This window comes from Streptomyces sp. ME19-01-6 (assembly GCF_033793745.1).
Lineage (GTDB): Bacteria > Actinomycetota > Actinomycetes > Streptomycetales > Streptomycetaceae > Streptomyces.
The window spans coordinates 77,758-101,979 of the sequence record NZ_JARAXF010000005.1; the positions used below are offsets into that span (position 1 = coordinate 77,758).

The 24,222-nt window shown below is 69.6% G+C and carries 18 protein-coding genes; 9 read left to right on the forward strand and 9 right to left on the reverse strand.

Features of this window, described 5'->3' with window-relative positions:
* Positions 1-41: 41 nt before the first annotated feature.
* Together PV419_RS13725 and PV419_RS13730 are read right to left on the reverse strand one after the other, a co-directional pair.
* A complete protein-coding gene (locus PV419_RS13725) occupies positions 42-3,518 on the reverse strand; it encodes a putative Ig domain-containing protein (RefSeq protein ID WP_319688360.1) in 3,477 nt (1,158 codons plus the stop codon).
* Positions 3,519-3,643: 125 nt separating this feature from the next.
* Positions 3,644-5,173, reverse strand: coding sequence for a glycosyl hydrolase family 28 protein (locus PV419_RS13730; protein WP_319688362.1), 1,530 nt, complete (start codon positions 5,171-5,173; stop codon positions 3,644-3,646).
* 210 nt (positions 5,174-5,383) lie between these two features.
* Between PV419_RS13730 and PV419_RS13735 the strand changes: the two genes are divergently transcribed.
* From PV419_RS13735 to PV419_RS13745, 3 genes are all read left to right on the forward strand, one after another.
* Entirely contained in the window at positions 5,384-6,598 is a 1,215-nt protein-coding gene (locus PV419_RS13735) for an ROK family transcriptional regulator (RefSeq protein ID WP_319688364.1), read from the forward strand.
* 214 nt (positions 6,599-6,812) lie between these two features.
* The gene (locus PV419_RS13740) at positions 6,813-7,505 is read left to right on the forward strand and encodes a DUF4232 domain-containing protein (protein WP_319688366.1); all 693 of its coding nucleotides are present in this window, start codon (positions 6,813-6,815) and stop codon (positions 7,503-7,505) included.
* Positions 7,506-7,548: 43 nt separating this feature from the next.
* Positions 7,549-8,295, forward strand: coding sequence for a VCBS repeat-containing protein (locus PV419_RS13745; RefSeq protein WP_319688368.1), 747 nt, complete (start codon positions 7,549-7,551; stop codon positions 8,293-8,295).
* Between the two features lie 157 nt (positions 8,296-8,452).
* Here PV419_RS13745 and PV419_RS13750 read toward each other — a convergent pair whose 3' ends face one another.
* Complete coding sequence (locus tag PV419_RS13750) at positions 8,453-9,919, reverse strand: M23 family metallopeptidase (protein ID WP_319688370.1); 1,467 nt, start codon at positions 9,917-9,919, stop codon at positions 8,453-8,455.
* 44 nt (positions 9,920-9,963) lie between these two features.
* The gene (locus tag PV419_RS13755) at positions 9,964-11,025 is read right to left on the reverse strand and encodes a winged helix-turn-helix domain-containing protein (RefSeq protein WP_319688371.1); all 1,062 of its coding nucleotides are present in this window, start codon (positions 11,023-11,025) and stop codon (positions 9,964-9,966) included.
* Positions 11,026-11,222: 197 nt separating this feature from the next.
* Between PV419_RS13755 and PV419_RS13760 the strand changes: the two genes are divergently transcribed.
* Positions 11,223-13,010 (forward strand): serine/threonine-protein kinase, encoded by a 1,788-nt coding sequence (locus PV419_RS13760; RefSeq protein WP_319688373.1) that lies wholly within the window; start codon positions 11,223-11,225, stop codon positions 13,008-13,010.
* A 7-nt stretch (positions 13,011-13,017) separates the two neighbouring features.
* Here the strand turns inward: PV419_RS13760 and PV419_RS13765 are convergent, their stop codons facing one another.
* The gene (locus PV419_RS13765) at positions 13,018-14,286 is read right to left on the reverse strand and encodes a hypothetical protein (protein WP_319688375.1); all 1,269 of its coding nucleotides are present in this window, start codon (positions 14,284-14,286) and stop codon (positions 13,018-13,020) included.
* Between the two features lie 222 nt (positions 14,287-14,508).
* On the opposite strand from PV419_RS13765, the gene PV419_RS13770 reads away from it, so the two are divergent.
* Positions 14,509-16,959, forward strand: a complete 2,451-nt coding sequence (locus PV419_RS13770) for a SpoIIE family protein phosphatase (RefSeq protein ID WP_319688377.1) — start codon at positions 14,509-14,511, stop codon at positions 16,957-16,959.
* A 33-nt stretch (positions 16,960-16,992) separates the two neighbouring features.
* Here PV419_RS13770 and PV419_RS13775 read toward each other — a convergent pair whose 3' ends face one another.
* Positions 16,993-18,012 carry an ArsR/SmtB family transcription factor gene (locus PV419_RS13775; protein ID WP_319688379.1) on the reverse strand — a complete coding sequence of 340 codons (1,020 nt, stop codon included), beginning with the start codon at positions 18,010-18,012 and terminating at the stop codon, positions 16,993-16,995.
* Between the two features lie 101 nt (positions 18,013-18,113).
* Between PV419_RS13775 and PV419_RS13780 the strand changes: the two genes are divergently transcribed.
* From PV419_RS13780 to PV419_RS13795, 4 genes are all read left to right on the forward strand, one after another.
* Positions 18,114-19,325 (forward strand): MFS transporter, encoded by a 1,212-nt coding sequence (locus PV419_RS13780; RefSeq protein WP_319688381.1) that lies wholly within the window; start codon positions 18,114-18,116, stop codon positions 19,323-19,325.
* Between the two features lie 155 nt (positions 19,326-19,480).
* Positions 19,481-19,894 (forward strand): hypothetical protein, encoded by a 414-nt coding sequence (locus tag PV419_RS13785; protein WP_319688383.1) that lies wholly within the window; start codon positions 19,481-19,483, stop codon positions 19,892-19,894.
* Positions 19,895-20,546: 652 nt separating this feature from the next.
* Positions 20,547-21,236, forward strand: a complete 690-nt coding sequence (locus PV419_RS13790; RefSeq protein ID WP_319688385.1) for a glycoside hydrolase family 11 protein — start codon at positions 20,547-20,549, stop codon at positions 21,234-21,236.
* A 94-nt stretch (positions 21,237-21,330) separates the two neighbouring features.
* Positions 21,331-22,038, forward strand: coding sequence for an aminoglycoside 3'-phosphotransferase (locus PV419_RS13795; RefSeq protein WP_319688387.1), 708 nt, complete (start codon positions 21,331-21,333; stop codon positions 22,036-22,038).
* Between the two features lie 21 nt (positions 22,039-22,059).
* Here the strand turns inward: PV419_RS13795 and PV419_RS13800 are convergent, their stop codons facing one another.
* From PV419_RS13800 to PV419_RS13810, 3 genes are all read right to left on the reverse strand, one after another.
* Positions 22,060-22,521 (reverse strand): PaaI family thioesterase, encoded by a 462-nt coding sequence (locus PV419_RS13800; protein WP_319688389.1) that lies wholly within the window; start codon positions 22,519-22,521, stop codon positions 22,060-22,062.
* Positions 22,522-22,595: 74 nt separating this feature from the next.
* Positions 22,596-23,267 carry an enoyl-CoA hydratase-related protein gene (locus PV419_RS13805; RefSeq protein WP_319688391.1) on the reverse strand — a complete coding sequence of 224 codons (672 nt, stop codon included), beginning with the start codon at positions 23,265-23,267 and terminating at the stop codon, positions 22,596-22,598.
* A 135-nt stretch (positions 23,268-23,402) separates the two neighbouring features.
* On the reverse strand, positions 23,403-24,203 hold the full coding sequence (locus PV419_RS13810) for an AraC family transcriptional regulator (RefSeq protein ID WP_319688393.1): 801 nt from the start codon (positions 24,201-24,203) through the stop codon (positions 23,403-23,405).
* Between the last annotated feature and the right edge of the window lie 19 nt (positions 24,204-24,222).

Below are 24,222 nucleotides of genomic sequence, written 5' to 3' on the forward strand. Positions count from 1 at the left end.
CGCGTCTGGCGACGAGGTCGCCGCCCGTTCCCGGTTGGGCGTTACTGCGACGACGAGTCGAACCGCAGCAGCTGGACCTCGGCGATGTTGGTGTTGCCACCGTGCCCGTCGTAGACCCGCAGCATCGGGATCACCGTGTGCTGAGGCAGCTTGAACGTGTACCACTGCTGGTCACTGGTCACGCCCGTGATGGTCAGGAAGGTCGTCCAGGTTTTCCCGCCGTCGGTGGAGCCCTGCAGCACCGTCCCGTTGGCCCGGCTCGCGTACTTCGCGCGGGGGCGGACCGTCACGGCGTCGACCGCCAGCGAGGAGCCGTCGGTCGGCTTGACGGTCACCCAGCCGTTCGAGGTGGTGGTGTCGGTGTACGTGGCGATGTCGCCGTCGAACATCCGCCACCCGTTGGCTGCCGTGGTGCCGGTCCCCGGCCACGGCGGGGTGGACGCGTCGACCCAGGCCTGGTCGATCCGGTCGGGCACCATGTGGGTGTTCCACAGCTGGAGCGACGACCCGTCGGTGGTTTGGAAGACCGTCGAGCCGGGTTCGCCGTCGGCCGTCGTGTAGTCGGCCGTGAAGCGCAGTGCGCGGGCGAAGTCCACGTCTTCCGGCAACACCGCCGTGGCGCGCCAGTGCTCACTGTCGGTGCTGGTGACCTCCGCGTCGACGTCCTCGATGCGCACGTTCACCTTGGCCAGCGGCTGGGTGGCCACCAGGTCGAGGGTCACCTTGTCACCGTTGACGGCCTGCTTGGGGTCGGAGTTGCTGGACGACAGGGTCGCCGACTTGATGGCCTGGGCCGTTTCGGCCCGGGAACCGTGGATCCGGAACTCGCTGAAGGAGGAGATCCCGGGGTAGCTCGGGTCGGTGGGCACGCCCGGGTCGTCGACCTGGACCTTGAGGAACCGGAACGACTTGTCCTGGACCTTGGACAGAACCGGGATGGTCTCCATCTTGAAGTCCGGGGTGGTGTTGGTGGTCTCCCGTGAGGTCAGCAGGGTCCAGGTGGAGCCGTCGTTCGACCCGTAGACGTTGGCGCCCTCGGAGCGGTTGCCGAAGTTGTACCGGGCCTGGAGCCCGAACGCGTCGGCCCGCACCCGGAACCCGGCCCCGAAGTCCAGCGTGAACGGAGCCCGCAGATCGCCGGAGAAGGTGTTGATATCACCGTCGACCATGTTCCACACGTTCGTCGCGGACAGGGACGAGGTCACCAGCGAGGCATAGCTCAGGGTGCCGTCGGCGAGCTTCGGGTTGAGCGGTTGCAGCGCCTTCACCGCGTCCTGCACGGTGACCAGTCCGTCCAGGAAGGTGCTGTCGTCGGCCGTGTCGATCGTGGCCTTGACGGAGGACACCGCGTCCTTGAACTCCTGGAGGGTCTCGTGGACGTACGTCGCCTTGGGATCGAACCCGTCCTGGGCCGCGGTGAGCGCGCCCGCCCGGTCCGGGGCGATCACCAGGTCGAGGTTCAGGACGGTGTCGGTCTTGCCGTCGGAGGCGACGATGGAAGCGTGGACCTCACCCGTCTGGGAGTTCGTGGGTGTCCAGCTGAACGCTCCGGTGGAGCTGTCGATGGTGGCGCCCTCGGGAAGACCGGACGCCTCGTACGTGAGGGTCTCGCCGCCCGAGTCGGTCGCGGCGAGCGACTGCTTGAGCGGCGCGCCGGCCACCCCGATCAGGGTGGTCCGCTGCCCTTGCGGGAAGGACGGCGGGGTGAGCTGCGTCTTGGCCTGGAGGTTGACGCTGTCGATGTCGACGTTCACGTCCGAGGCGCCGACGACCGTGTAGTACGCCAGGTTGTCGCCCGCGGTGCTGCCATGAAGGATGCCGCTGTCCATGTCGTAGGTGACGTAACGCCATGTGCCGTGGGTGTCGGGCAGGCTCACGGTGTGGTACGGCTTCAGCGACATGTCCTTGCGGATCTCCAGGGTCGCCGGGCCGTTGGTGCGGATCAGCACTCCCACAGGGCTGTATCCGTCACGGCTGTCGTACATCAGGGTGCGGACCGCGATGGTGGCGCCCTTCTTCGACGCCCGCATCCGGACGATGTCCTGTCCGTCGCCCTCGCGGACCTCGGAGCGGCCGTCGAGGGGGATGCTGCGCTGCGCCACCCGCACCAGGGGGTCGGTCTGCTTGGTCCGGGTCTGCCCGGCCACCTTCTCGGGCAGCGAGAGCCAGTAGTCCGGGTTGTAGTCGGGATTGCTGTTCCAGAAGTTGTACGCCCCCGTCCCCCAGAAGAACTCGGGGCCGTCGGCCTGTTGCTTCGCCTTCGCGACGTTGGGGGCCTCGTCCTTGACGTCGACCCCGAAGCCGTACCGATAGATGTTGTAGAGCTCGTCGATCGGCGAGAACAGACGTCCCCGGTAGGCCTCGGAGACCTTGCCGGGACCGCCGGTGGTGTCGATCCACGGGACGGTCTTGCCCATCATGTACGCGTACCAGGCGTCCGCTCCCGCGAGCAGCCGGTCGTTGCCGAACCGGAACGGGGACACGGCGTCCGGCTTGGTGGACACGGTTCCGGCGACCGGGTCCAGCCGGGTGTCCTGCACCGTGAGCATGCGGGAGATCTCGGTCGCGATGGCGATGCCGTCCCACGCGTGGGCCTGGTCGCGGCCCATCTCCTGATGCTGCACGAACGCGTGGCCGTAGGGGTTCAGCGGGTCGTCGGCGCTGATCACGCGGAGCAGGGAGTTCAGGGCTCCGTTGGTGTGCTTGTTCGGGTTGGTCTTGTTGACCGAGAACCACTCGACGGCCTGCTCGTAGCCGGCCCGGTTGTCGGTGAAGATGTAGCCGGCCAGCTCACCGACGATCGGGTACAACTGCTGGTTCATGAAGAACGTGTTGCCGTCGAGCAGGGTCTTGATGGCCGGCGTGATGAGGTTCTTGGTCAGGTTCGTGGTGTCCGCGTCGGTCCAGGCGGTGTCGTAGCCGTCGGAGCCGGGATTCACGCTGGAGTAGCGGAAGATCTCGGCCGCGGCGAGCATACGCATCAGCGGGACGCCGGCGTGGATGTGGTCGTCCGGATACGGCGCGAACTTCGCGGGGTCCATGTGGGACCACGTCCGGATGATGTGCATACCGTTCGCGCGGTAGACCGGGTCACCCGTGATGAAGTACTCGATCGCCTGGGTGTAGGCACCGAAGGCATCCTGGATGAACCTGGACTCGATGCCCTGCGAGTTGAACGCGTCCGACTTCGGGGTGTCGACCCCCGACCCGCCGTTGACGGCGGTGAGGGTGCGCGACGCGTACTTGGTGCCGTGCATGGCCGCGTAGTAGGAGGTCCACGGCTCCACACCGTCGAGCACCTGCTGACGCGCCAGCCGCAGGTTCGGCGCGCTCACCGCGATACCGGGGTGGACGAACCCGTCGCTGCTCGTGACCTCCTTCAGCGTGACGGTGGGGAAAGCGCCGGCCGCCGGATCGGAGGCCGTAGCCCCCGCCGCGGGAGACGCCGGAACAAAGGCCGCGAGCAGAGCACACACCATGGCGGCTATCGCCCACCACCGCGTCTGTCTGAGCCTCATCCCTGATTCTTGCCACATACAACTCTCCATGGGGTGTGGTGCATGCCGATCCGAGCGCCCGTCGCCGGATCGCGGGGACGGCCCCGGCGTTCACTCCGGAAGACGCCGGGGCCGACCGTCGGCGGTCACAGGGCCGCGGCCTCCTCGGTGGTGAGGAAGCGGAGGTTCTGCACGTACTCGTTGACCAGCATGGGCACGCCGTCGGAGGCCAGGTACCACCTCGGCTTGCCCGTGCTGTCGGCGATCAGCCTGCCGTTGACGCGGAGGTTCTCGAAGGTGACGTCCTTGACGAGGCGCTCCTCGCTCAGACCCAGCATCACCGAGAGGTCGGCGTTCTTGCCGTTGTAGCTGAGGTCCTTGATGTAGACGGACTCGATGCCGCGACCGGCCGAGGTGTTGTACGTCTTGTTGTACTCGAGCCGCATGTGGATGAGCTGGCCCCAGCGGAAGTCCTCCACGCGGATGTCGTCGAACTTCACGTCCCGGACGAGGTTGCTGTCGCCGACCATGAACGCGATGGCGCCCTGGTAGGTCACCTGCGGCTCGCGGTGGTCGAGGATGTCGATGTTCTTGAAGTTCAGGTTCTCCAGCATCTCCGGGTTGTCGGAGTTGCCGTGGACACCGATGTTGATGGGGTGGGCGACGTCGGCCCACAGGGAGCAGTTTTTGACGGTGATGTTGCGGGTGTCGCCGTAGAAGTCCCAGCGGTGGGTGTACAGGGCGACGGAGTCGTCGGACGTGCGCAGGAAGCACCCGTCGATCGTGACGTTCTCGGAGCAGTACAGCTGGATGCCGTCACCCCAGCCCTGATGGCTGAAGGCGCGCAGGTTCTTGATCTTGAGGTTCTGGCACTCGGCGACCCGCACGTTCTCATAACGGGGGTTGAGGATCGTGATGCCGTCGATCGTGACGTTCTCGGCCTTGTGGATGAAGAGCGCGCCGCCGGCGGAGTTGTAGAGCACGCCGCGGCCGATCAGCCGGGAGTTCTCCACGTTCTCGAAGATCACCTGGGAGGTGAGGACGGCGCCGGGGGCCAGGTAGACGGTGGTGCTGCTGGGCACCTTCAGCGTCCCGTCGGAGGTGGTGTGCAGACCGGGCCCGAAGTACATGACCTTCTTGTCGTCCTCGGCGGGCTTCTCCTGCTCGAGCGGGTTCGCGAGCAGGTGCAGGCAGTCGAAGATCTTGTCGTCGACCTGGATGACGACGTTGCGGGGCCCGTCCAGGGTGAAGCGCGCGGTGCTGCCCAGCACCTTCGGGGTGATGCCGTACGAATCCGGGCGTACCCGGAACTTCTCGGCGCCGCCCGGGTTGTAGATGACCTCGACCTCGACGGTGCCGGAGAAGTCGAAGGCGGCCACGGAGGAGTTCTGCGCCTTGTTGCTGCCGGTGACGGGATCGATCAGCGCGAGCTTGGCCAGGTAGACGTCGATCCTCTGCCAGGTGCCGCCCGCAGGACGGACCTTTACGGTGAAAGAGGTGTTGAGGGGCACCAGCGGAAGAGTCGGGTGGACGACCACTCTGTCGCCGGTGCCGGAGGTCTCCTCCGTCGTGGCAGCAGCGGCCTGCGCGGTGCCCGCCATGCTGCCGGCCAAACCGACCATGGCGATGGCGCCGGCGGCCTGCAGGGTGGACCGGCGGGACGGGGACGAGCTCATGTGGGACTCCTTCACAAAACACGAGACGGTGGCCGACTGTGGCCGGAGGTGGTGCGTGGGCGGCCGACCGACGGAGCGTGCAGGCAGAGCCCCCACCTTTGGTACAGATGCGGCGGATGGGGTGAGGTGAGGCGAAGTGAGCTTGTGGCCTGCGGAAATGTGTGTCAAGAGTGTTGACGCACTTTCGAAATAACTCGGTACGCTTGAGCGATGCGTCAAAAGTCCGGCGGATCACTGCGCAGTCTGCGCCGCACCAACGAGGAGCGGCTGCTCGCCCTCCTGCTGGCCCGCGGATCCCTGCACCGTGCCGCTCTCGCCCGCCTGGCAGGCATCTCCCGGACCACGGTCTCGACGATCGTCAACGACCTGATGGCCCGCGGCCTGGTCGTCCAGTCCGACGAAGAGCCCGGCGAAGGCCACGACGGGCGGGCCCGTGATCTCCTCTCGGTCCACCCGCGGGCGGCCGCCGTGGTCGGCATGAACCACACCTTCGACGGCGTCTGGGTCCATCTCAGCGATCTGTCCTCACAAGAGATCGCGAGCCGGGGCGTCATCCTGGACGCCGCGTGCGGTCCCGCGGAACGCATCGCCGCCGGCGTCGGCATCCTGCGCGGCCTCCTGGAAGAACACACGTTGCGGTCCGAGCAGATCATCGGGGCCGGCATCGGCGTGCCGGGTCCGATCGACCAGACCACCGGGATGGTCGGCGTCACGCTGCCGGGGCAGCCCTGGTCGCACGTCCACGTGGTCCGGGAGTTCCAGCGGGCACTCGGCGTGCCCGTCGTCGTGGAGAACAACACCCGGCTCGAGGCCGTCGCCGAGGCGCGCTGGGGGGCGGGAGAGGGAGTGCGGAACCTGCTGTACGTCGGGCTGTCCAACGGCATCGCCGCCAGCCTGATCCTCGACGGGCGCCTCCACCGCGGCGCAATCGGGGCGGCGGGGGAACTGGGACACGTGTCGGTGAGCCTGGACGGGCCGACGTGCCGCTGTGGCAACCGCGGCTGCCTGGTCCTGCACGCCGGCATCCCGGCCGTGCTCGCCGCGCTGCGGCCCGCCTTCGGGCACGGCACCGGGCTGGACGAGATAGTCGTCCGCACCGCGGCCGGCGACCGGGCAGGGGAGGGCGTCTTCTCCGACGTCGGTGCCGTGGTCGGCCAGGTGCTGGCCAACCTGTGCAACCTGCTCAACCCCGAACGCATCGTGGTCGGCGGCGAGTTGGCGCTGGCCGGTGATGTGCTGCTCGAACCCATGCGGGCGGCGATCCGCCGGTACGCACTGTCGCTCGTCCGCGACGTGGAGGTGATCCCGGCCGAACTCGGGCTCGGGGCACGGGTGGGCGCACTCGGCGGCGCGGCACTCGTGCTCGGCGAGGCCCCCGACCTGGCCGCCGCGCTCAACCGTATGACCGCGGGAACGGCCACCTGACGCGGACGCGTTTCGGGGGAGGTCGCGGTGGTGACCGGCTGCCGCAGCGGCGTCGGCATCGAGACGGCCCATGCGGGTAGGCCGGTTGTGATCGCGCCAGGGCTTCGTTAGTGGGGCGTTAACGAAACGGTAGCCGCCACCGGCAAGGTGAGTACCACACCGAGCGAAACGCCGCCGGGCGCACTACTCCACTGATGACGAAGAGGGCCTTTCCATGCTTACCACCCGCCCCCGAGCCCGTATGTTCGCCGGTGCCGGTCTGTTGGTGACTGCCGCGATGTTCGCCACCGCTTGCCAGTCCTCGGACGACACGAGTACTCCGTCCGGTAACTCGTCCACCTCCGCCAAGGCCGAGGCCACGGCCACGGCCACGGCCACGGCCGACAAGGACACCGCCTCTGGCTCATCGGCCGAGTCCTCCGATGCGAAGGGCAAGGGGACCCAGGATGGTGCCGGCTCCGGCGCCGAGACCGGCAGCGGCGGGCGCGGCAAGGTCGGGCAGGTGTGCGGGGCCAACGACATTTCCTGGAGCACCAGGGCCGAGTCACAGGCCGGCGGATACATCCTGATCATCGCGAAGGCCAAGTCGGGGATCACCTGTGTCCTGCCCGCCGCGCTTCCCACGGTGGCCTTCGGGTCGGACGGCACCGAGGCGGGTCCTGCGGAGCAGGCCGTAGGAGAGGCGATCACGCTGAGCAAGGGAACCACCGCCTATGCCGGGGTGAACCCGAAGACCACCAAGGAAGACGGTGGCAAGGAACTGAACAGCATCATCGTCGGCATCGGTGGTGACGACCCCAACCCGGTCTCCCTGCAGGTCGACACCATCACCGTCGACAAGCCCATCGTCACCAACTGGCACACCTCCGCGGCGGATGCCGTCCCCTTCGACGGAACGGACCAGTAACGCGCCGGGCCGCACTCACAGCAACGACGTCAGGAGTTCGTAGATGCTTCGCAAACGCTCACGTCTGATCGCCGCGCCGATCGCGGCTGTCGCCCTGGCCCTGACTGTGGCCGGTTACCAGGCCAGTGCGGCCGGGTCGTCGCCCTTGGGCGGCGCGGGAGGGTCCGGCAAGGTCACCGAGGCGACGGGCCCGTGCCTGGCCGACGCCACGACGCTGGTCGGCGATCTCGACGGCGACGGCCACCCGGACAAGATCACGAATCCTGGGCACACCGGAACCGAGATGACGATCCAGTGGGGGACCGCGGACGGCTCGTTCGGCGAAAAGCACTCCGTCAGCGAACTCCTCGGCGCGAAGACGGGGGAGGTCGCGTCCGCCGCGGTCGCCGACTTCCGGAACGACGGCACCCTGGACATGGTCGTCAACATCGTTGAGCCGTCCGGCGGAGACGACCCCTCGACGGCGCGCGTCGCGGAATACCGCCCCGGCCCGCTCACGCGGTCGAACCTGAGCTCCGGCGACTCCCGGCACTCCGACATCGGCGACCACGGCGAGGTCCAGCAGCTTCGGATCGCCAACTACGGCGACGACGCGTACCCGGACCTCGCGATCCTCAACAACTCCGGTGACGGGGCGCTGGATCGGGACGTGCGCCTGTCGACGCCGGGCAGCGGCCCGGGGAACTTCGACTACGCGCTGAAGGTGAAGTACGGCGAGTTCGGTACCACGGCCGAGCCGCCGGCCATGCCCGGCGACGGCTGGCAGCAGTTCTACAAGCCCTGCTCCTGACCACGACTGGGCGCCGCCGATCCTCGGGACACCGGCGGCGCCCGCCGCGGACCATGGTGTCCTTGAGCGTCGCGCCGGACTGTGTTCGCACCCAACGGCCTGCGCACAACGTCGGCTCCCAAGACCACAACCAGGTCTTGGGAGCCGATGTCGTCCGCTACGCGCAGTCGTGCGCGCTGCTGGTGCTGGAGCCGATCACCACATCCGCGCCGGTCGGCGTGGTCAGGTGGACGGCGTTGACCGTCAGGCCGTGGTCCGCGTCGGCCACCGGGATCTGTTCGTTGACCACGAGCTTGCCCGCCACCCCGAGGTCGACCTCGTATCCCGGCGTGTCCGGGATGCTGACCGGCTGGCCGGCGACGGTCAGTTCCAGGCTGACGCTGCCCTTCGCCGATGAGCAGCTGCTCGACGACTCCGACGTGACCCCGGAGACCCCGATGACCGGCAGTCCGGGGAGTCCGATGGACACGTCGGCCACGGTGGCGGTCGCCTTGGCGCCGCTCGGGCCGACCGAGGTGACGACCTCGGCGCAGAGCGCGTCGGCGGTCAGGATGACCGCGCTGACGTCCTGCGCGCACGCGGGAGACTTCGTCTCCGCCTCCGCCGTCCGTACGGTCCCGGTGTCCGGGGTCGGGTCGATGCCCACCGGAAGGAGCGGGAGCGGCACCTTGGCGGTGAGGCCGTAGGACCGGCCTTCCACGTGCTGGAGCTTCAGCTTCTCGGTGTCCTCGGATTCCTTGTACTCGTCGTCGCCCGCGAAGGCCGCGGCGAGCGGCACGGTGGCGTCGTCCGTGAGGGCCTGGTCCGCCACCTCGACGGTGCAGGTCGCCGTGCCCTTGGCGTCCGTCTTCCCGTCGCAGGTCTGGGCCGTGTCACCGGAACCGAGTGCGAAGGTCACCTCGCGGCCCTCGACCGGCTCGTCGGGATCCTTCGTCTTCAGCACGGCCGAGAGCTTGGCGTCCGAGCCGTTGGAGATGCTTTTGTCGCCGGTGTAGGCGAGGGTGGTGGCCGCCGGCTCCGGCTCCGGCTCGGGGTCCGGGCCGGGGCCCGGATCGCCGTCGCAGTTCTTGCTGGCGACGTTGCGCCAGGTTTCGCCGACGCCGCCGTACTCGACTCCGTCGAACCAGGCGTTGACCCGCTCGGAACCGGCTTGGCCCCAGGTGGCCCGGCCGTCGTGGTCGGCATCGATGGCCATCTCGAAGTGCAGGTGGGGATGGCCGTTCGAGGTCTCTCCCGTCTTTCCGACGCGTCCGATCTCCTGCCCCTGCTTGACCGTGTCGCCCACCTTCACCGAGCGCGACTGCAGGTGGATGTAGGTGGTGAAGTAGTCATCGCCGTGGTCGATCTGGATCATGTTGCCGGCGTTCTCGTGCTCGAAGGACTGGTTGACGACCCCGTCCGCCGGCGCGGTGAGCAGCGCCCCCTCGGTCCCCACCTGGTCGGGCTCACGCACCAAGTCAAGGGCAGGAGCGTGGTCTGTGTCGTAGGAGTTGATCTGCCACTTCTGCCCGCAGGTGAACGGAAGTTGGAAGTCGATGGGCGGCTCCGCCGCCGACGCGGTCGGCATGCTCAGCGCACAGGCCACCAAGGCCCCTCCCAGGACCACGGCTAGGCGTCTCTTCACTGCATTTCCTCCCCGTTGCAATGCGCCACTTGGTGTGGCCATGACTATTGGAGGGCTGGCGGCACCGCATTGACCAGGGGATTGCGTTCTGACGCAAACGGAATCTTTACCTCCGAATGAACCCGTCCGCCCCGGGCCAGTTCCCCGCCCAGCCGCGTCGCGACATGCAGCACCTCGCTGCCCTGCCGGGTGCTGGTGGCCAGACCCGCCTGCCGCAGCGCCGCCGCATGCCTGCTGGCGCTCGCCACGGACACCCCGATACGCAGCGCCAGTTCACTGGTGGAGCAGGGGTGGGCCAGCGCCCGCATCGCCAAAGCGCGTGTGCGCCCGAGGACCGTGGCGAGGCCGTCCGCGCCCGCTCCGGTGGACGCGGCGGCGCGCGGACCCGGATCCCTGTCGGGGACCGGATAGACAAGCACCGGCGGCAGCTCGGGGTCGATGAGCGTCACCGGCGTCGCGCAGAAGAAGGACGGGATGAGCGTGATGCCACGACCTCCGAGACGCAGGTCCCGGTCGACCGGATACTCGGCGGTGAGCACGGGCCACGCCCACCGGACCGACGGCGACAGGGCGCCGAGCAGCTTTCCGACCCCGCCGTCCAGGACGCGCCGCCCGCACGCGGCGCGCTCCGCGAACACCGTCTCGTCCAGCTCGGGCAGGCAAGGGCGCAGCAGTTCGCGGTGGTACACGGCGAGTGCGTCCACCAGCTCCCGCCGCCGCTCACGGTCACCGTCCGCCAACTGACGTATCCACAAAGGGCGTTCGCGCGCCCGGAGCACCGTCGCGAGATCGTTGGCGAACAGCCGCCGCCCACCACCGCCGATCAGGCCGAGCGCCTCGGCGAAGTCCAACTGACCCGGTGGCGTGAGGAAGTCGGGAAAGTCGCCGCGCGGCGGCACGAGTGTCGTCAGCTGGTGCAGTACGCCCCGCAGATCGCGCACGCGCATCCGGTCACGTACGTGTCCGAGCCAGGGTCTGCAGCGGGCGGCGGGCCGCGGCACCTGGAGCCGGTGGAGGCTGAGCGTCAGCTCCCACATGATGTCCGGGCGCGCCGCGACCGTCGTACGCGCCAAGTCCTCCGCCGTGAAATGAATACGCAGCGCCATGCCGTCCCCCGACCATGGTTACGTGAGTGAGGGCTGTCACCGTAAGTGGCGCCGATAAACGACCGATGGATGCGGACGATCGCGGTCAGGAACCGAATACAGTCGGGTACCGTCTCGTACGGCGTCGGGGGCAGGCCAGTTGGCGTTCTCTCCTATGCTCACACGATGTAGCGGCGTGGTAGGGGGGATCCAGGGGGATGAAGGCGCTCGGTCCGCAGGACCCACCGTCGATAGGCGGGTATCGGCTGGTGGGGAAGCTCGGCGTGGGCGGCATGGGCCAGGTGTATATGGCGCGGTCCGCTCGTGGCAGGACCGTCGCCCTCAAGCTGGTGCTGCCGGAGCTCGCCCGGCAGCCCGAGTTCCGGCAGCGTTTCCGGAACGAGGTGGAGGCCGCCCGCCGGATCGGTGGCGAGTGGACCGCCCCTGTGCTCGACGCCGATCTCGACGCGGCGACGCCCTGGGTAGCCACCGGCTACGTCGCCGGGCCCTCCCTCCACGAGGTCGTCGCAGGCGACCACGGAGCGTTGCCGGAGCGGTCGGTGGTCGCCCTCGCCAACGGCCTGACCCACGCCCTGCGCGACATCCACGGCAGCGGCCTCATCCACCGTGACCTCAAGCCGTCGAACGTCCTGGTCACCATCGACGGCCCGCGCGTCATCGACTTCGGCATCGCCCGTGCGGTGGTGGACAGTGGGACCGCGCTCACCCGTACCGGGGCGCTGGTGGGCTCGCCGGGGTTCATGTCGCCCGAGCAGTGCCGGGGAGAGCAGCTGACCGCCGCCTCCGACATCTTCTGTCTCGGCTCGGTGCTGGCCTTCGCGGCGACGAGACGCAGCCCGTTCGGTGATCCGTACAGCGCGATGCCCGTCCTCATGCTGCGCATCATTCAGGACGAGAAGGATCTCAGCGGCCTCCCCGACCGGCTGCGGGGCCTGATCGCCGCCTGCCTCGCCCCCGCCCCGGCGGACCGGCCCGGTCTGGAGGAGCTGCTGAGGCTCACCGCCGACGGCGATCTCTGGCATCACGGCCAAAGCGGCAGCCCGTTCGCGAAGGAGGGTGCCGAGCCATGGCTGCCCGCGGGGCTCATCGCCGGACTCGGCCGCCGGGTCGTGGGCCTGCTGGACTCCGAGGAGCCCGCGGCCGCCCCGACGCCGACCGCCGTGGCCCCGGGTGCCCCGTCGTCCTTCGGGGCGGCCCCGCCGTCCTTCGGCGCACCGCCGACCGCCCCGGCTGCCGGCTTCGGGGCGCCGCCGACCGCCGACGGGGTCTCGCCGTACGCGCCGACCGCGTTCGGGGGGCCGCCCCCGCGGCCTGGAGGCCCCGGCTCCCGCCCCGGCGCAGGCTACGGTTCCCTCCCGCCGACGCCCGCCCCGCATCCGGCCGGCCGGCGCTCGCCCCGGGCCTGGATCATCGCCGCGTGCAGCGCCGCGCTGGTCCTGCTGCTCGTGATCGTCATCAGCAATCAGGGCGGCTCCGACGACGGGGGCGGGAAGGATCCCAGCGCCGGGGACGTCAACGACGGCTCCAGCAGCGGCTCGCCGAAGAACAACGCCAACGGGCTGCTCGACGACCAGCAGTCGGCCCCGAACGGGGCGGACAACACCCGTACCTTCAGCGGCGGCGAGACCGCCAAGTACACGAGCGGCCTGCAGGTCACGGTGTCGCCGGCCGCGGTGCTCCCCAGCAGTGAGGCGCCGCGCAGCCTCGAACCCGGCACTGCGGCGTACCGATTCACGGTCACCGTGAAGAACCTGGGCAAGGACAGCGTCAACGCCTCGTTCAGCCCCGACGTCACGGCCGGCAGGAACGGCGTCAAGGCCAGCTCGTTGTCCGGCATCAAGTTCCGGGCGAGCCTCCATCGCACTCTGCGGCCGGGCGACTCCCTGACCGGCGATTTCGCATACAGCGTGCCCGCGGGCTCCGGGGTCCTCGACGTGGAGCACAAGAGCTACGCCGTCGCGATCTGGACTCTGAAGCTTCCCTAGCCTTGCCCTAGCCTCGCTGTTTCGTCCGGGTACGGCGGCCGCCCCGGCGAAAACCCGGAACTGCCTCCCTGAGCTGGGACGATGCGACCACCGCCGCGTCGGAGGCCGCGCCGCGCATGCGCAGCCGCTCGACCAGGAGGGGCAGCCCGACGACGACGACCAACCACACCTGCACGTAGAGCCTGTCGCCCTCCAACGCCACCGGGTGGGCCGCGGACGTCAGCAGGCCCGTGCCGCCCACGGCGAGCAGGCAGAGCGCGATGGGCACCGAGCGGCTCATCGCGCCCCAGGCGCCCAGCACCAGGAGGAAGAGCAGCGAGGGGGCCAATGCCTCTCCCTGTAGCCACTGCCACCAGTAGTTGGCATCAAGCCGGACCAGCCGGCGCCATGGGTCGGCGACTTCGGCATACGTCCAATGGAGGGAGAAGGTGTCCTGGAGCGACGTCTCCAATCCGGGCAACCGGAGCGCCCTGCTCACCGCAAAGGCGACCAGGGACTGGAAGAGCGAGACGATGAGCAGGCAGCGCGTGCCCTTGTGCCGGGCCTGGGGGACGAACATCAGCGCCATGGCACTCGCCGCCACCAGGCACGGCCCCACCAGGGCGAAGCTTGAGTACTTGACCGCGAAACCCAGCGCGAAGGCGCCCGTGGACAGCAGTGCCCCCGCCACCCGGCGCCCCTGGCACAGCCACACCGCACCGAGCAGCATGGCCACCATGAGGGCGAGCATCGGACCTTCGGTCATGGGCCGACTGCCCCACAGCCCTATGGGTGTGACGTAGTACAGGCACTGACCGAGCCATGCCACCGGAGGCGGTGCACGCAGCGCGCGCAGGAGCACCAGGACCAACAGCCCTCCGAGCGCGGTGAAACCCAGGGCAACGGCCGTCAGCCCCGCCTTGGCCCCCAGGAGCCGGACGAACGGCGCGGCCATCAGTGGATAGGCGGGGCGAGCGTGAAAGAGCGCCTCGTACCGCGGATTGCCGGGGTTGAGGCCATCCGCATGCTGAGCCAGGCAGTCCTGGAACTCATGGGGGCGCACCGGGGCCCGGAACTCGATCTGATGGAGCATGCGGTTTCGCTGAAGCATGGCCGCCGTGTCCGCGCAGTAGGCCCGTAGCGCTTTGTCCTGGGCTTTCCGGTAGGGGTCGCCCAAGAACTCATACGCTGAGCGCGCGTAGCGGTAGGAGTCATTGGAGAAGCGCGTGCCTGGATAGGCGAAGACGTGCAGCAGCACGAAGACGACGACCGTCAGTAACGGGATGATCTTGTGCATGCGCATCACAACAACACACCCTAAATGCGAACAAACAGGGCAACCTCTCGGATGGTCCACCAGGGTCTGGGGGCAGCGGCGCCATCCTGGAGATCGTCGCGTCCTGGGTTGAACGGGGAGCGGTGCGGCGGGACGCTGGAGAGGGTGCCCGCGGTGTTCGCCGAGGTTCCCTCAGGCGCTCTGCCGGGCTCTGGTCGAGGTGGGAACGAGGGCAAGAGACCCATGGACAGCGAGTACGGCGGGTCCGGCGGAACGACGCCAGGACGTGTTCCGGAGGACTTGGCGGTCGTCATCGGCGCCGGTGGCGCGATCATGGTGTGGAGCGCCGGTGCCCGGGAGCTGCTCGGATACGAACCCGAGGAGATCGTGGGCCGGCCCGCGACCGATCTGCTCGCCGCCGACCTGCCCGTATCCGCGCGGCGCCACATGGCCGAGGGGCGTCAGTGGGCCAGTGAGGTGGCCCTTCGGCACCGGGAGGGAGGCCGTGTCGTGGTGCGGCTGCGGGGAACGCCGCTGGCGGACGCGGGCGGCAGGTGGCTCTGGCTGGTGACCGGCGCCGCTGCGCTGACGAACCCCGCCGGGCCGTCCGACCCGGCGGCGGCGGCGTTGTGGGACCGTACGCTCGCCCAGCTCCCGCTGCCCGTGGCGGTCTACGACCGCGAGGCGCGGTTCGTGGCCGCCAACGAGAGCATGACCCGGGTGATGGGCAAGCCGGAGGAGGAAATGCGGGGCCTGACCCTGCGGCAGATCGAGCCCAATCGGCCGTACGAGGAATTCGACCGCATCCAGCGGCAGGTCCTGCGCACCGGCAAGACGGTGTTCCACGAGGCGCACGCCCATGCTCCCGGCGAGACCCGGGAGCATGCCTGGGCGATCTTCTTCTCGCCGCTGAAGGACGAGAACGGCACGGTGCACGGGATGTCGGCGGCCGTGTTCGACACCACCGAGCAGTACTGGGCCCGCCGCCGCCTGGCGGTGCTCAACGACGCGAGCCTTCGCATCGGCACCACCTTGGACGTGACCCGGACGGCCGACGAACTGGCCGAGGTGGCCGTGACCGGGTTCGCGGACTTCGTCACCGTGGACCTGTTGGAGACCGTCGCCCAGGGCGACGAGCCGGAACCGCTACCGCCCGGCGAGCCGGTCACCGTCCGCCGCACCGCGCAGCGCTCGGTGCTGGAGGGCTGCCCGGAGTCGGTGGTCGCCTCGGGCGGGACGAGCCGTTACCCGGCGGGTTCGCTGCCCGTGCGCGCGCTGGCCACCGGCCGGGGCGCCCGGACCCGACCGGGCGATCCGGGGCTGCGGGAGTGGGTCGAGTCCTCTCCGGCCCGCGCCGAGACCGTGGAGCGGCACATGATCCACTCGGTGATGTTGGTACCGCTGCGCGCCCGGGGGGTGACCCTGGGCCTGGTGCACCTCCTGCGGCACCGGACGGCGGAGTCCTTCAGCGAGGACGACCTGCTGCTCGCGGAGGAGATCGTCGCCAGGGCGGCGGTGAGCGTGGACAACGCCCGCCGTTACACCCGTGAACGCCGGACCGCACTGGCGCTCCAGCGCAGCCTCCTGCCCGAGCGGCCGCCGGGGCTCACGGCGATGGAGGTCGCCTACCGCTACCTCCCGGCCGGTGCCGGAGTGGACGTCGGCGGGGACTGGTTCGACGCGATCCCGCTGTCCGGCGCGCGGACCGCCCTGGTCGTGGGCGACGTGGTGGGGCACGGCATTCACGCGTCGGCCACGATGGGCCGCCTGCGGACCGCCGTACGGACCCTCGCGGACGTCGACCTCGCCCCCGACGAACTGCTCACCCAGCTGGACGACCTTGTCATCAGGCTCGACCGCGAGGAGGGCCCGGAGGTGCGCGGGCGGGTGGAGGAGGCGTCGGGGGAGGTCGGGGCCACCTGCCTGTACGCCGTGTACGACCCGGTCTCCCGCCGGTGCACCCTGGCCCGCGCCGGACACCCACCGCCCGCCCTGGTCACCCCCGACGGCACCGTACGGTTCCTGGAACTGCCCGCCGGGCCGCCGCTCGGCCTCGGCGGCCTGCCGTTCGAGGCCACCGAGATCGAACTGCCCGAGGGCAGCGTGCTCGCCCTCTACACCGACGGCCTGATCGAGACCGCCGACCGGGACATCGAGATCGGGCTCGGTCTGCTGCGCGAGGCGCTGAGCAGCCTGGCCGACACGCTGGAGGAGACCTGCGACCAGGTGCTGGACACCGTGCTGACCGGCCGCCCCGACGACGACATCGTCCTGATCCTGGCCCGTACATCCGCACTCGACGCCGGAGAGGTACGCACCTGGCAGCTGCCGCAGGACCCCGCGGCCGTCGCCCGCGCACGCAAGGTGGCGGGCGAACAGGTGGCTGCCTGGGGTCTGGGAGCGACGGCATTCGCCACCGAGCTCATCGTCAGCGAGCTGGTCACCAACGCCATCCGTTACGGCGACGCGCCCATCCAGCTGCGGCTCATCCGCGACACCGCGCTGATCTGCGAGGTCTCCGACGGCAGCGCCACCGCCCCCCATATGCGCCGGGCTCGCGTCTTCGACGAGGGCGGGCGCGGGCTGCTGCTCGTCGCCCAGGTCTCCGAGCGCTGGGGCAGCCGTCAGACTCCGACCGGCAAGACCATCTGGGCCGAACAGCCGCTGGCCTCCGAGCTTCTTGAGATCCCCTGAGCATGCACATGCACCCCACGACGAAGGACCAGGTCAGCGCCGCGCGGACGGGTGCCCTTCGGCCTCGGCGGGCGTCAAGAGCGCGTCGGCCACCGCCGTACGCGCGTACAGCACGGAACGTCCCGCCCGGTGCGCCGACACCAGACCCGCCCCGCGCAGCGCGGTGAGATGCTGCGACACCCCCGCCGCCGACATCCCGAAGGACGCCGCGAGCTGCGTCGTCGACGCGGGTGTGTCCAGCTCCGCGAGCAGCAGTGTGCGAGACCGGCCCAGTACCGCCGCGACCGCGTCGACCGCCCCCGTGTTCCGCCGCTCCCACAGCGTGCCGATGCCCCGTGCGGGATAGGCGAGTTGCGGAGGATCCGGCGCCACGGACCGGGTGAGCACCCGTGGCCAGGCGAAGGCGGACGGCACCAGCAGCAGCCCCGCCCCGGCCTCCGCGCGGCTCAGCCCGCAGTGTCGGCGCACCAGGCGCAGCGTGCCGTCGTCCCAACGCACCGTTTCGTGCAGCTCGCTGAGGACCTGGCCGGCGCCGTGCTCGGCCACCTGCCGGGCCCGGTGGAACACATCTGCCTCGAGCAGCTGCCGGACGCGGCCCCAATAGGGAGCGAGCGCCAGCTCCCAGTAGGCCTCGATCTCGGCAGTAACCTTGCGCAGCGCCGCTTCAGGGGCCTCCCTGAGCAGCCTCACCCGTGGCGAACGGCCCACGTCCCGCTCGGCGCAGAGCATGTCCAGCTCTGTGCGTACGCGGTCCGCCGGGGTTCGCCGGATCGCGTCGAGTTCGGCGGCGAGCGTGGGGAAGGGGGCGGCCGGGGTCGGGTTGAGGAAGTCCGCGAGATAACGGCCCGCAGGGATCAGCGTGGCCAGCCAGCCACGGTCGAGCCCCGCTTCCCTCAGCCGCGGCCGGACCTGCGACGACCACCGCCGGTGCGGTGGCGGCTCGCCCTCGGTGCCGCGCAGCAGCCGGAAGCTGGTGACGACCTCCCACATCGGAGAGACCGCGAAGCGCGTCTGCGCCAAGTCCGCGGCGGAGAAGCTGAGCCCGGCTTCCATGCCATCCCCCGTCCCCTGCCGACGGCGCCCGCCGCCATCCATGGATTCGGTCTCACCTTAATCAATGGCAAGAGGGCCGGGGCGCCACGCACCCTCCAGGCATGATCTCCACTTTCCGCGGCCTGCCACCCGTCGTCTGGACCGTCTTCGCCGGCACGATCGTCAACCGGCTCGGCTACCTCGTCACCCCGTTCCTGGTCTTCTTTCTGGCGGCGCGCGGCGTCACCGGGGCCGAGTCCACCTATGTCCTGGGCGCCCTGGGCGCGGGCAACCTGCTCGGCCCGGCGCTCGGCGGCCTGCTCGCCGACCGGATCGGCCGCCGCTCCACGATGCTGATCGGCCTCCTGGGCGCATCCGCCGCGCAGGGTGCCCTGTTCGCGGCGCCGGGAGTGCTGACGATGGCGGCCGCGGCCTTGCTGATCAGCGCCACGGGCGCGATGATCAGCCCGGCCGCGTACGCGCTGATGGCCGACTCCGTGGACGCGGGCCGCCGGCAGCGCGCGTACGCGCTCTTCGGCTGGGGTGTCAACATCGGCACCGCCGCGGCCGGCGTTCTCGGCGGTTTCCTCGCCGCGCACGGCTTCTGGCTCCTGTTCGCGATCGACGTGGCCACCATGCTGATCTACGCGGTGATCGTCGCCACCCGTCTGCGGGAGACCCGCCCCGCCCGGCAGGACAAGGACTCGGGTGCGGACGCGGACGCGGCTGCGGACGGCATGGGATACGGCGTCGTCCTGCGCGACCGTCTGCTGCTCGCCCTGCTCCCGCTGTTCGGAGTCCAGCTCTTCGTCTACTCGCTGACCGAGGTGGCCCTGCCCCTGGCCATCCGTGACAGCGGGCTCTCACCTGCCGTCTACGGCACGATGGCCGCGGTCAACGCGGTCCTTGTGGTCGTACTCCAGCCGGTCGCCACGGCCGGTCTGGCCCGGCTTCCGCAGCTGCCGGTACAGGCGGCGGGCAGCGTACTGATCGCCGCGGGCGTGGCACTGACCGGCGTGGCCGACAGCATCGCCATGTACACCGTGTCCGTGGCCGTCTGGTCGCTGGGCGAGGTGATGGTCGCGGGGATCGCCGCGTCGATGGTCGCCGGCCTCGCTCCGGCGCATGCCCGCGGCCGCTACCAGGGCGCCTTCCAATGGACCTGGGGAGTGGCCCGGTTCGGCGCCCTCACCCTGGGCGTCACCGCCTACACGTCCCTGGGCCCCGCCGTCCTGTGGTGGAGCGCTCTCCTCGCCGGCCTCCTGACCTCGGCCCTGACCCTGGCGCTCCGTTCCCGGGTCAGTCAGCGCATGGAACACGACCTGGCCGCCTGATCCCGGTGAGCGCGCCAACTTATCTCCGGTGCAGCGGAACTGATCCAGGAACCCGGCAGGAAACGCTGGTTCCCCGGCAGAACGCATGTGAGGATTACTCGCGGCCGGTTGCACAGAATCGATAACCGGCTGCGCGAAAAGACCGTTGGGGAACAATGCGTACACATAAGGCTGCGGCCTGTCTGGTCATCACGGGAGCCCTGCTGGCAGGCTGCTCCGACGACGGCGACAAGGGCGCCGACGACGGCATGGCGACCGTCGAATTCAAGGTGACGGGGGATTCACCGGCGAGCGTATACATCCCCGGCATCAATTCGAACCTCTATACCGACACCAAGAACAGCGGCGGCGACACGGATCTGGATCTCGACAAGGTCAAGACGCCGTGGTCGAAGAAGTTCAAGGTGAAGCCGGGAAGATCGCTGACGCTGCAAGCGGGTTCCGTGGATCCGAAGACGGAAATCGGCTGCCAGATATTCGTCGACGGAAAGCTCATGGACGAGGAGACGAAGAAGAACAAGCCCGGCTCCACCCTCAACGTCGGGTGCACGAGCACGACCCCCAGGTGATCCGAGGAACGATTACGCCGTCGGGGCCGGCAGCTCTGGCCTGCTGCCTTTTCGCCGAGCACGATGGCTACGGGGCGTCAGTGGAGTCACCGACCCATTGGCACGTGACATGCCCCGGAGGGGAGAATTCCCGTGCCAGGTGGCGATCACGGTGCGAGGCTACTTCGGCCTCGGCGATAACACAGTTACCACGGCCGAAGGCGCGACGGTGACGATGACCAGGGCCTGGAGCGCGCGTCGGCCTGTCCCGGCGGCCACCCGCCCGCCGGGGCAGGCCGCCACGTCGCGGCGGAGCCGAAAAACTTCCGGAACTTTTCGGCGAACGACACCCAAGATTCTGATCTCTGGGCCGGAGATTCATCAACCAGCCAGAACGCCACCGGCTGAGCATGGCCATTGACCAGGTACGATGCTTTCTCTTGAGATCTCAGGCCAGGGCAGGGCTTCCGTAATCCTTGCGGAAACTGTTGACACTCAACGGAGCCGGTCCAACACTGTCGGCATCGACCGACCCAGCCCCGCCGCGTTGCACGACGCCGACGCGCGGTCGGCGTCACCCTGGCCGACAACAGGCCTGTCAGAGCCCACGCCAGAGCCCGACAGGTCGAATCACGCTGCCTGGCCTCCCGCCGGTCTCCATGAGGAGGAAAGCATGCACGAGGACAACGCCCCCGCCCGCCCGGTCAACCGCAGAGACTTCATCGGCCGCGCCGGCGCCCTGGCGCTGGTCACGTCCGGGCTGATGCTGCCCGGCACCGCCTACGCCGACACGACCATCACCACGAACCAAACCGGCACCAACAACGGCTTCTACTACTCGTTCTGGACCGATGGTGGCGGGTCGGTCTCCATGACCCTGGCCGCAGGCGGCAGTTACCGGACGTCGTGGACCAACTGCGGCAATTTCGTCTGCGGTAAGGGCTGGAGCAACGGCGGACGCAGGAGTGTGAAGTACTCGGGCAGCTTCAACCCGTCCGGGAATGGATATCTGGCTCTCTACGGGTGGACCTCGAACCCGCTCGTGGAGTACTACATCGTCGACAACTGGGGCACCTACCGGCCCACCGGAACGTACAAGGGCGCGGTCACCAGCGACGGCGGTACGTACGACATCTACCAGACGACGCGCTACAACGCCCCCTCCGTCGAAGGCACGCGCACGTTCAATCAGTACTGGAGTGTCCGGCAGTCGAAGAAGACGGGCGGAACCATCACCACGGGCAACCACTTTGATGCCTGGGCCCGTTCCGGCATGAATCTCGGCAGTTTCAAGTACTACATGATCCTCGCGACGGAGGGGTACCGGAGCAGTGGGAACTCCAGTCTCACCGTGAGCGGCTGAACGTCCCTTCCGCGAAAAACACTCGCTTCCAGCGCCGCGCGAGGGGGAGCATACGCACATGCGTATCTCCGGACCGCCGTCTCGCGATGTGCGAGTGCCTGCTCCGATCACCGCTCTGGCCGGAGACCGGCCGGTGCTCCCCGTATGGCAGAACGAATTGGGCGGCTTGACCTTCCAACTCGGCAGCGGGGACGACCGGCTGTTCGCCAAGTGGGATCCGAAGGACTCAGGGGCGGATCTGGCCGCTGAGTCCACCCGCCTTCGCTGGGCCGGCCGCTTCACGCCCGTGCCTCATGTTCTGGACCTCGGAGCCGACGGGGACGGGTCCTGGATGATCACCCGGGGGCTGCCGGGCGAGAGTGCCGTCAGCCCACGGTGGAAGGCGGACCCGGGTACGGCCGTCCGGGCGCTGGGGACGGCGCTCCGGGCGCTGCATGAGCGGCTGCCGGTGGCCGACTGCCCGTTCAGTTGGTCGGTCGACCACCGGCTGGAAGTGGCCCGGCGCGCGGGCGTCGAGGCGCCGGCGGACCTGCCCGCGCCGCCGCCGATCGACCGCCTGGTCGTGTGCCATGGCGACCCCTGCGCCCCCAACACGCTCCTACACGCGGACGGATCCTGGTCCGCCCATGTGGACATGGGCACCCTCGGCCTCGCCGACCGGTGGGCGGACCTGGCCGTCGCCACGTGGAGCACCGAATGGAACTACGGGCCCGGCTGGGAGGATGCCCTGCTCGACGCCTACGGCGTCGCTCCCGACCCGGAACGGATCGACTTCTACCGACGTCTGTGGAACGCGACCTGAGCCGTTCAGGGACTCTCGGCTTTACGCTTCCTGCCCGGCTCCGATGATCAGACAGGTGGTCGTGGCGTGGGCGATCAGCTTCCCCTGCTCGTCCAGCACCTTGCCTTCGGCCGTCGCCGTCCGGCGGCCGGCGTGGATGACGGTGCCTTCGGCGGTGAGGGTCTGTCCTTCGGTGCGGGCGGCGCGGATGTAGTTCACCTTCAGTTCCAGGGTGGTGTAGCCGACCCCGGCGGGGAGGGTGGTGTGGACGGCGCAGGCCATGGCCGAGTCGAGGAGGGTGGCGGCGATGCCGCCGTGGACGATGCCGAGGGGGTTGGCGAAGTCGGGGCGGGTGTCGAGGGAGACGACCATGCGCCCGTGTTCGACTTCCTCGAAGCGCATGCCGAGCAGGCGGCCGATGGAGGGGATGTCGGTGGGGCGCTCGGACTGTATCCAGCGCATGAGGTCGAGGCCGGACAGGGCGGTGAGGTCTGTGGTCGGCATGGAGCGGGTTTCCTTCGGGGTGCTGGCGGTCGGGCCTGGTGGCCTCGGCCGTCGTCGGATTCTCCTCGTCGGCGTCAGCCGAGGGGGATGTCCTTGTCGCGCAGAGCGGCCAGGGCGGGGGCGTACATACGGGCCTTGATGGTGCCGAGGGTCTCTCCGGCCTTGCCCACCTGCGTCGCGGCGAACTCGATGGCGGTCGACCGGACGGCGGCCTCGGCCACCGCACGGTCGACGATGCCCGCGGCGAGCGCGTCGTGGCCGCCGTAGCGGCGGGCGGTGACCATGGCCTCATGGGCGGTCTGCGGGGTCAGCCGTCCCTGGATGAGAGCGGACATGCCCGGGGTGAAGGTGATGTTGATGTCCGCCTCGGGCAGGCACCAGTAGCCGCGGTCGGCGCGCATCACACGGACGTCATGGGCCAGGGAGAACATCGCGCCCGCCGCGAAGGTGTGCCCCTGCAGCGCGGCCACGGTCACGAGCGGCAAGGACAGCATCCGGGCCAGGAGGTCGTGTACGGAGACGACATAGGCGTGGTGCTGGTCGCCGTGGGCGAACAGCCAGTCCAGGTCCAGGCCGTTGGAGTAGAACTTGCCCGTGGCCGCGGTCACCAGCGCGCGGGGCCCGTCCGCCTCCTGGACCTCGTCCAGCGCAGCGCTGACGGAGGCGAGCCAGTCGGGGTGGAAGCGGTTCTCGCCGTCCCCGAGGTCGAGTACGAAGACATCGTCCTGGCGGTCCAGCGTGGGCATGGGCACTCCTTCACGCAGCACTTACTACCTGGCGGTAACTTATGCCGTGCGGCACAGGACGTGCAAGGGCGCACGCAGCTCAGGAGAGGGGTGTCGGCCTCGCCAGGAGCGCCTTCAGGGTGAAGCCAACGCACATCAGCGAACAGGCCGGGCGTAGCGCCCCGGGGTGACGCCCACGAACCGTTTGAAGTGCCGGGTCAGATGCGACTGGTCGTAGAAGCCGACCTCGGTCGCCACATCCGCGGGCGGCCGGCCGTCGAGGAGCAGCCGGCGGGCGCGGTCGACCCGTCGGGACATCAGGTACCGGTGCGGGGCGATGCCGAAGGCCGCGCTGAACGCCCGCACCAGGTGGGTGGGGTGGGCGTGCACCTGTTTGGCGGCATCGTCCAGGGTCACGCCGTGGAGCAGCCGCTCGTCGAGGAGTTCCCGCAGGCTGTGGGCCACTCCGGGGCCCGGCGCGGGCGGGGAGACGGCGAGCCGGGGCCGCAGGTGTCCGCGCAGCCGCTCGCCGATCAGGGCGAGACGGCTCTCGGCTTCCAGCTCGTCGCCGCGCCGCTCCAGCACCGCGTGCAGCTGTGCGATGCGCCGGCGCAGGAGGGGATCGACCATGTCGGGGTGGTCCACCGCCGGGCCGATGAGGTCCTCGTCCAGCTGGGACAGGTCCAGGTAGAGCACGCGCTTGCGGAAACCGTGCGGGGTGGCGGGTGAGCCGTTGTGCGGCACCTGTGGAGGGAGGAGGGACACCGTGTCGTGGGGGGTGCCGCACTCGCGGCGGTTGAGGTCGTAGCGGACCGCGCCGTTGTCGACGATCAGCAGGGTCCACTCGTCGTGGACGTGCATCGGGTACGCGTGCTCGGTGAAATGGGCGTGGAAGACCTCGGCGACGCCCGGGACCCGCGGGCGCCACGCGCGTACGTCGTGCTGCCGGGACACCATGCAAGAAACGTACAAGACG

Bases quoted from the DNA above. Each gene is read 5' to 3' on its own strand.
- PV419_RS13725 (WP_319688360.1), bottom strand. From the start codon at position 3,518: ATGAGGCTCAGACAGACGCGGTGGTGGGCGATAGCCGCCATGGTGTGT.
- PV419_RS13730 (WP_319688362.1), bottom strand. From the start codon at position 5,173: ATGAGCTCGTCCCCGTCCCGCCGGTCCACCCTGCAGGCCGCCGGCGCC.
- PV419_RS13735 (WP_319688364.1), top strand. From the start codon at position 5,384: ATGCGTCAAAAGTCCGGCGGATCACTGCGCAGTCTGCGCCGCACCAAC.
- PV419_RS13740 (WP_319688366.1), top strand. From the start codon at position 6,813: ATGCTTACCACCCGCCCCCGAGCCCGTATGTTCGCCGGTGCCGGTCTG.
- PV419_RS13745 (WP_319688368.1), top strand. From the start codon at position 7,549: ATGCTTCGCAAACGCTCACGTCTGATCGCCGCGCCGATCGCGGCTGTC.
- PV419_RS13755 (WP_319688371.1), bottom strand. From the start codon at position 11,025: ATGGCGCTGCGTATTCATTTCACGGCGGAGGACTTGGCGCGTACGACG.
- PV419_RS13760 (WP_319688373.1), top strand. From the start codon at position 11,223: ATGAAGGCGCTCGGTCCGCAGGACCCACCGTCGATAGGCGGGTATCGG.
- PV419_RS13765 (WP_319688375.1), bottom strand. From the start codon at position 14,286: ATGCACAAGATCATCCCGTTACTGACGGTCGTCGTCTTCGTGCTGCTG.
- PV419_RS13770 (WP_319688377.1), top strand. From the start codon at position 14,509: ATGGACAGCGAGTACGGCGGGTCCGGCGGAACGACGCCAGGACGTGTT.
- PV419_RS13775 (WP_319688379.1), bottom strand. From the start codon at position 18,012: ATGGAAGCCGGGCTCAGCTTCTCCGCCGCGGACTTGGCGCAGACGCGC.
- PV419_RS13780 (WP_319688381.1), top strand. From the start codon at position 18,114: ATGATCTCCACTTTCCGCGGCCTGCCACCCGTCGTCTGGACCGTCTTC.
- PV419_RS13785 (WP_319688383.1), top strand. From the start codon at position 19,481: ATGCGTACACATAAGGCTGCGGCCTGTCTGGTCATCACGGGAGCCCTG.
- PV419_RS13790 (WP_319688385.1), top strand. From the start codon at position 20,547: ATGCACGAGGACAACGCCCCCGCCCGCCCGGTCAACCGCAGAGACTTC.
- PV419_RS13800 (WP_319688389.1), bottom strand. From the start codon at position 22,521: ATGCCGACCACAGACCTCACCGCCCTGTCCGGCCTCGACCTCATGCGC.
- PV419_RS13805 (WP_319688391.1), bottom strand. From the start codon at position 23,267: ATGCCCACGCTGGACCGCCAGGACGATGTCTTCGTACTCGACCTCGGG.
- PV419_RS13810 (WP_319688393.1), bottom strand. From the start codon at position 24,203: ATGGTGTCCCGGCAGCACGACGTACGCGCGTGGCGCCCGCGGGTCCCG.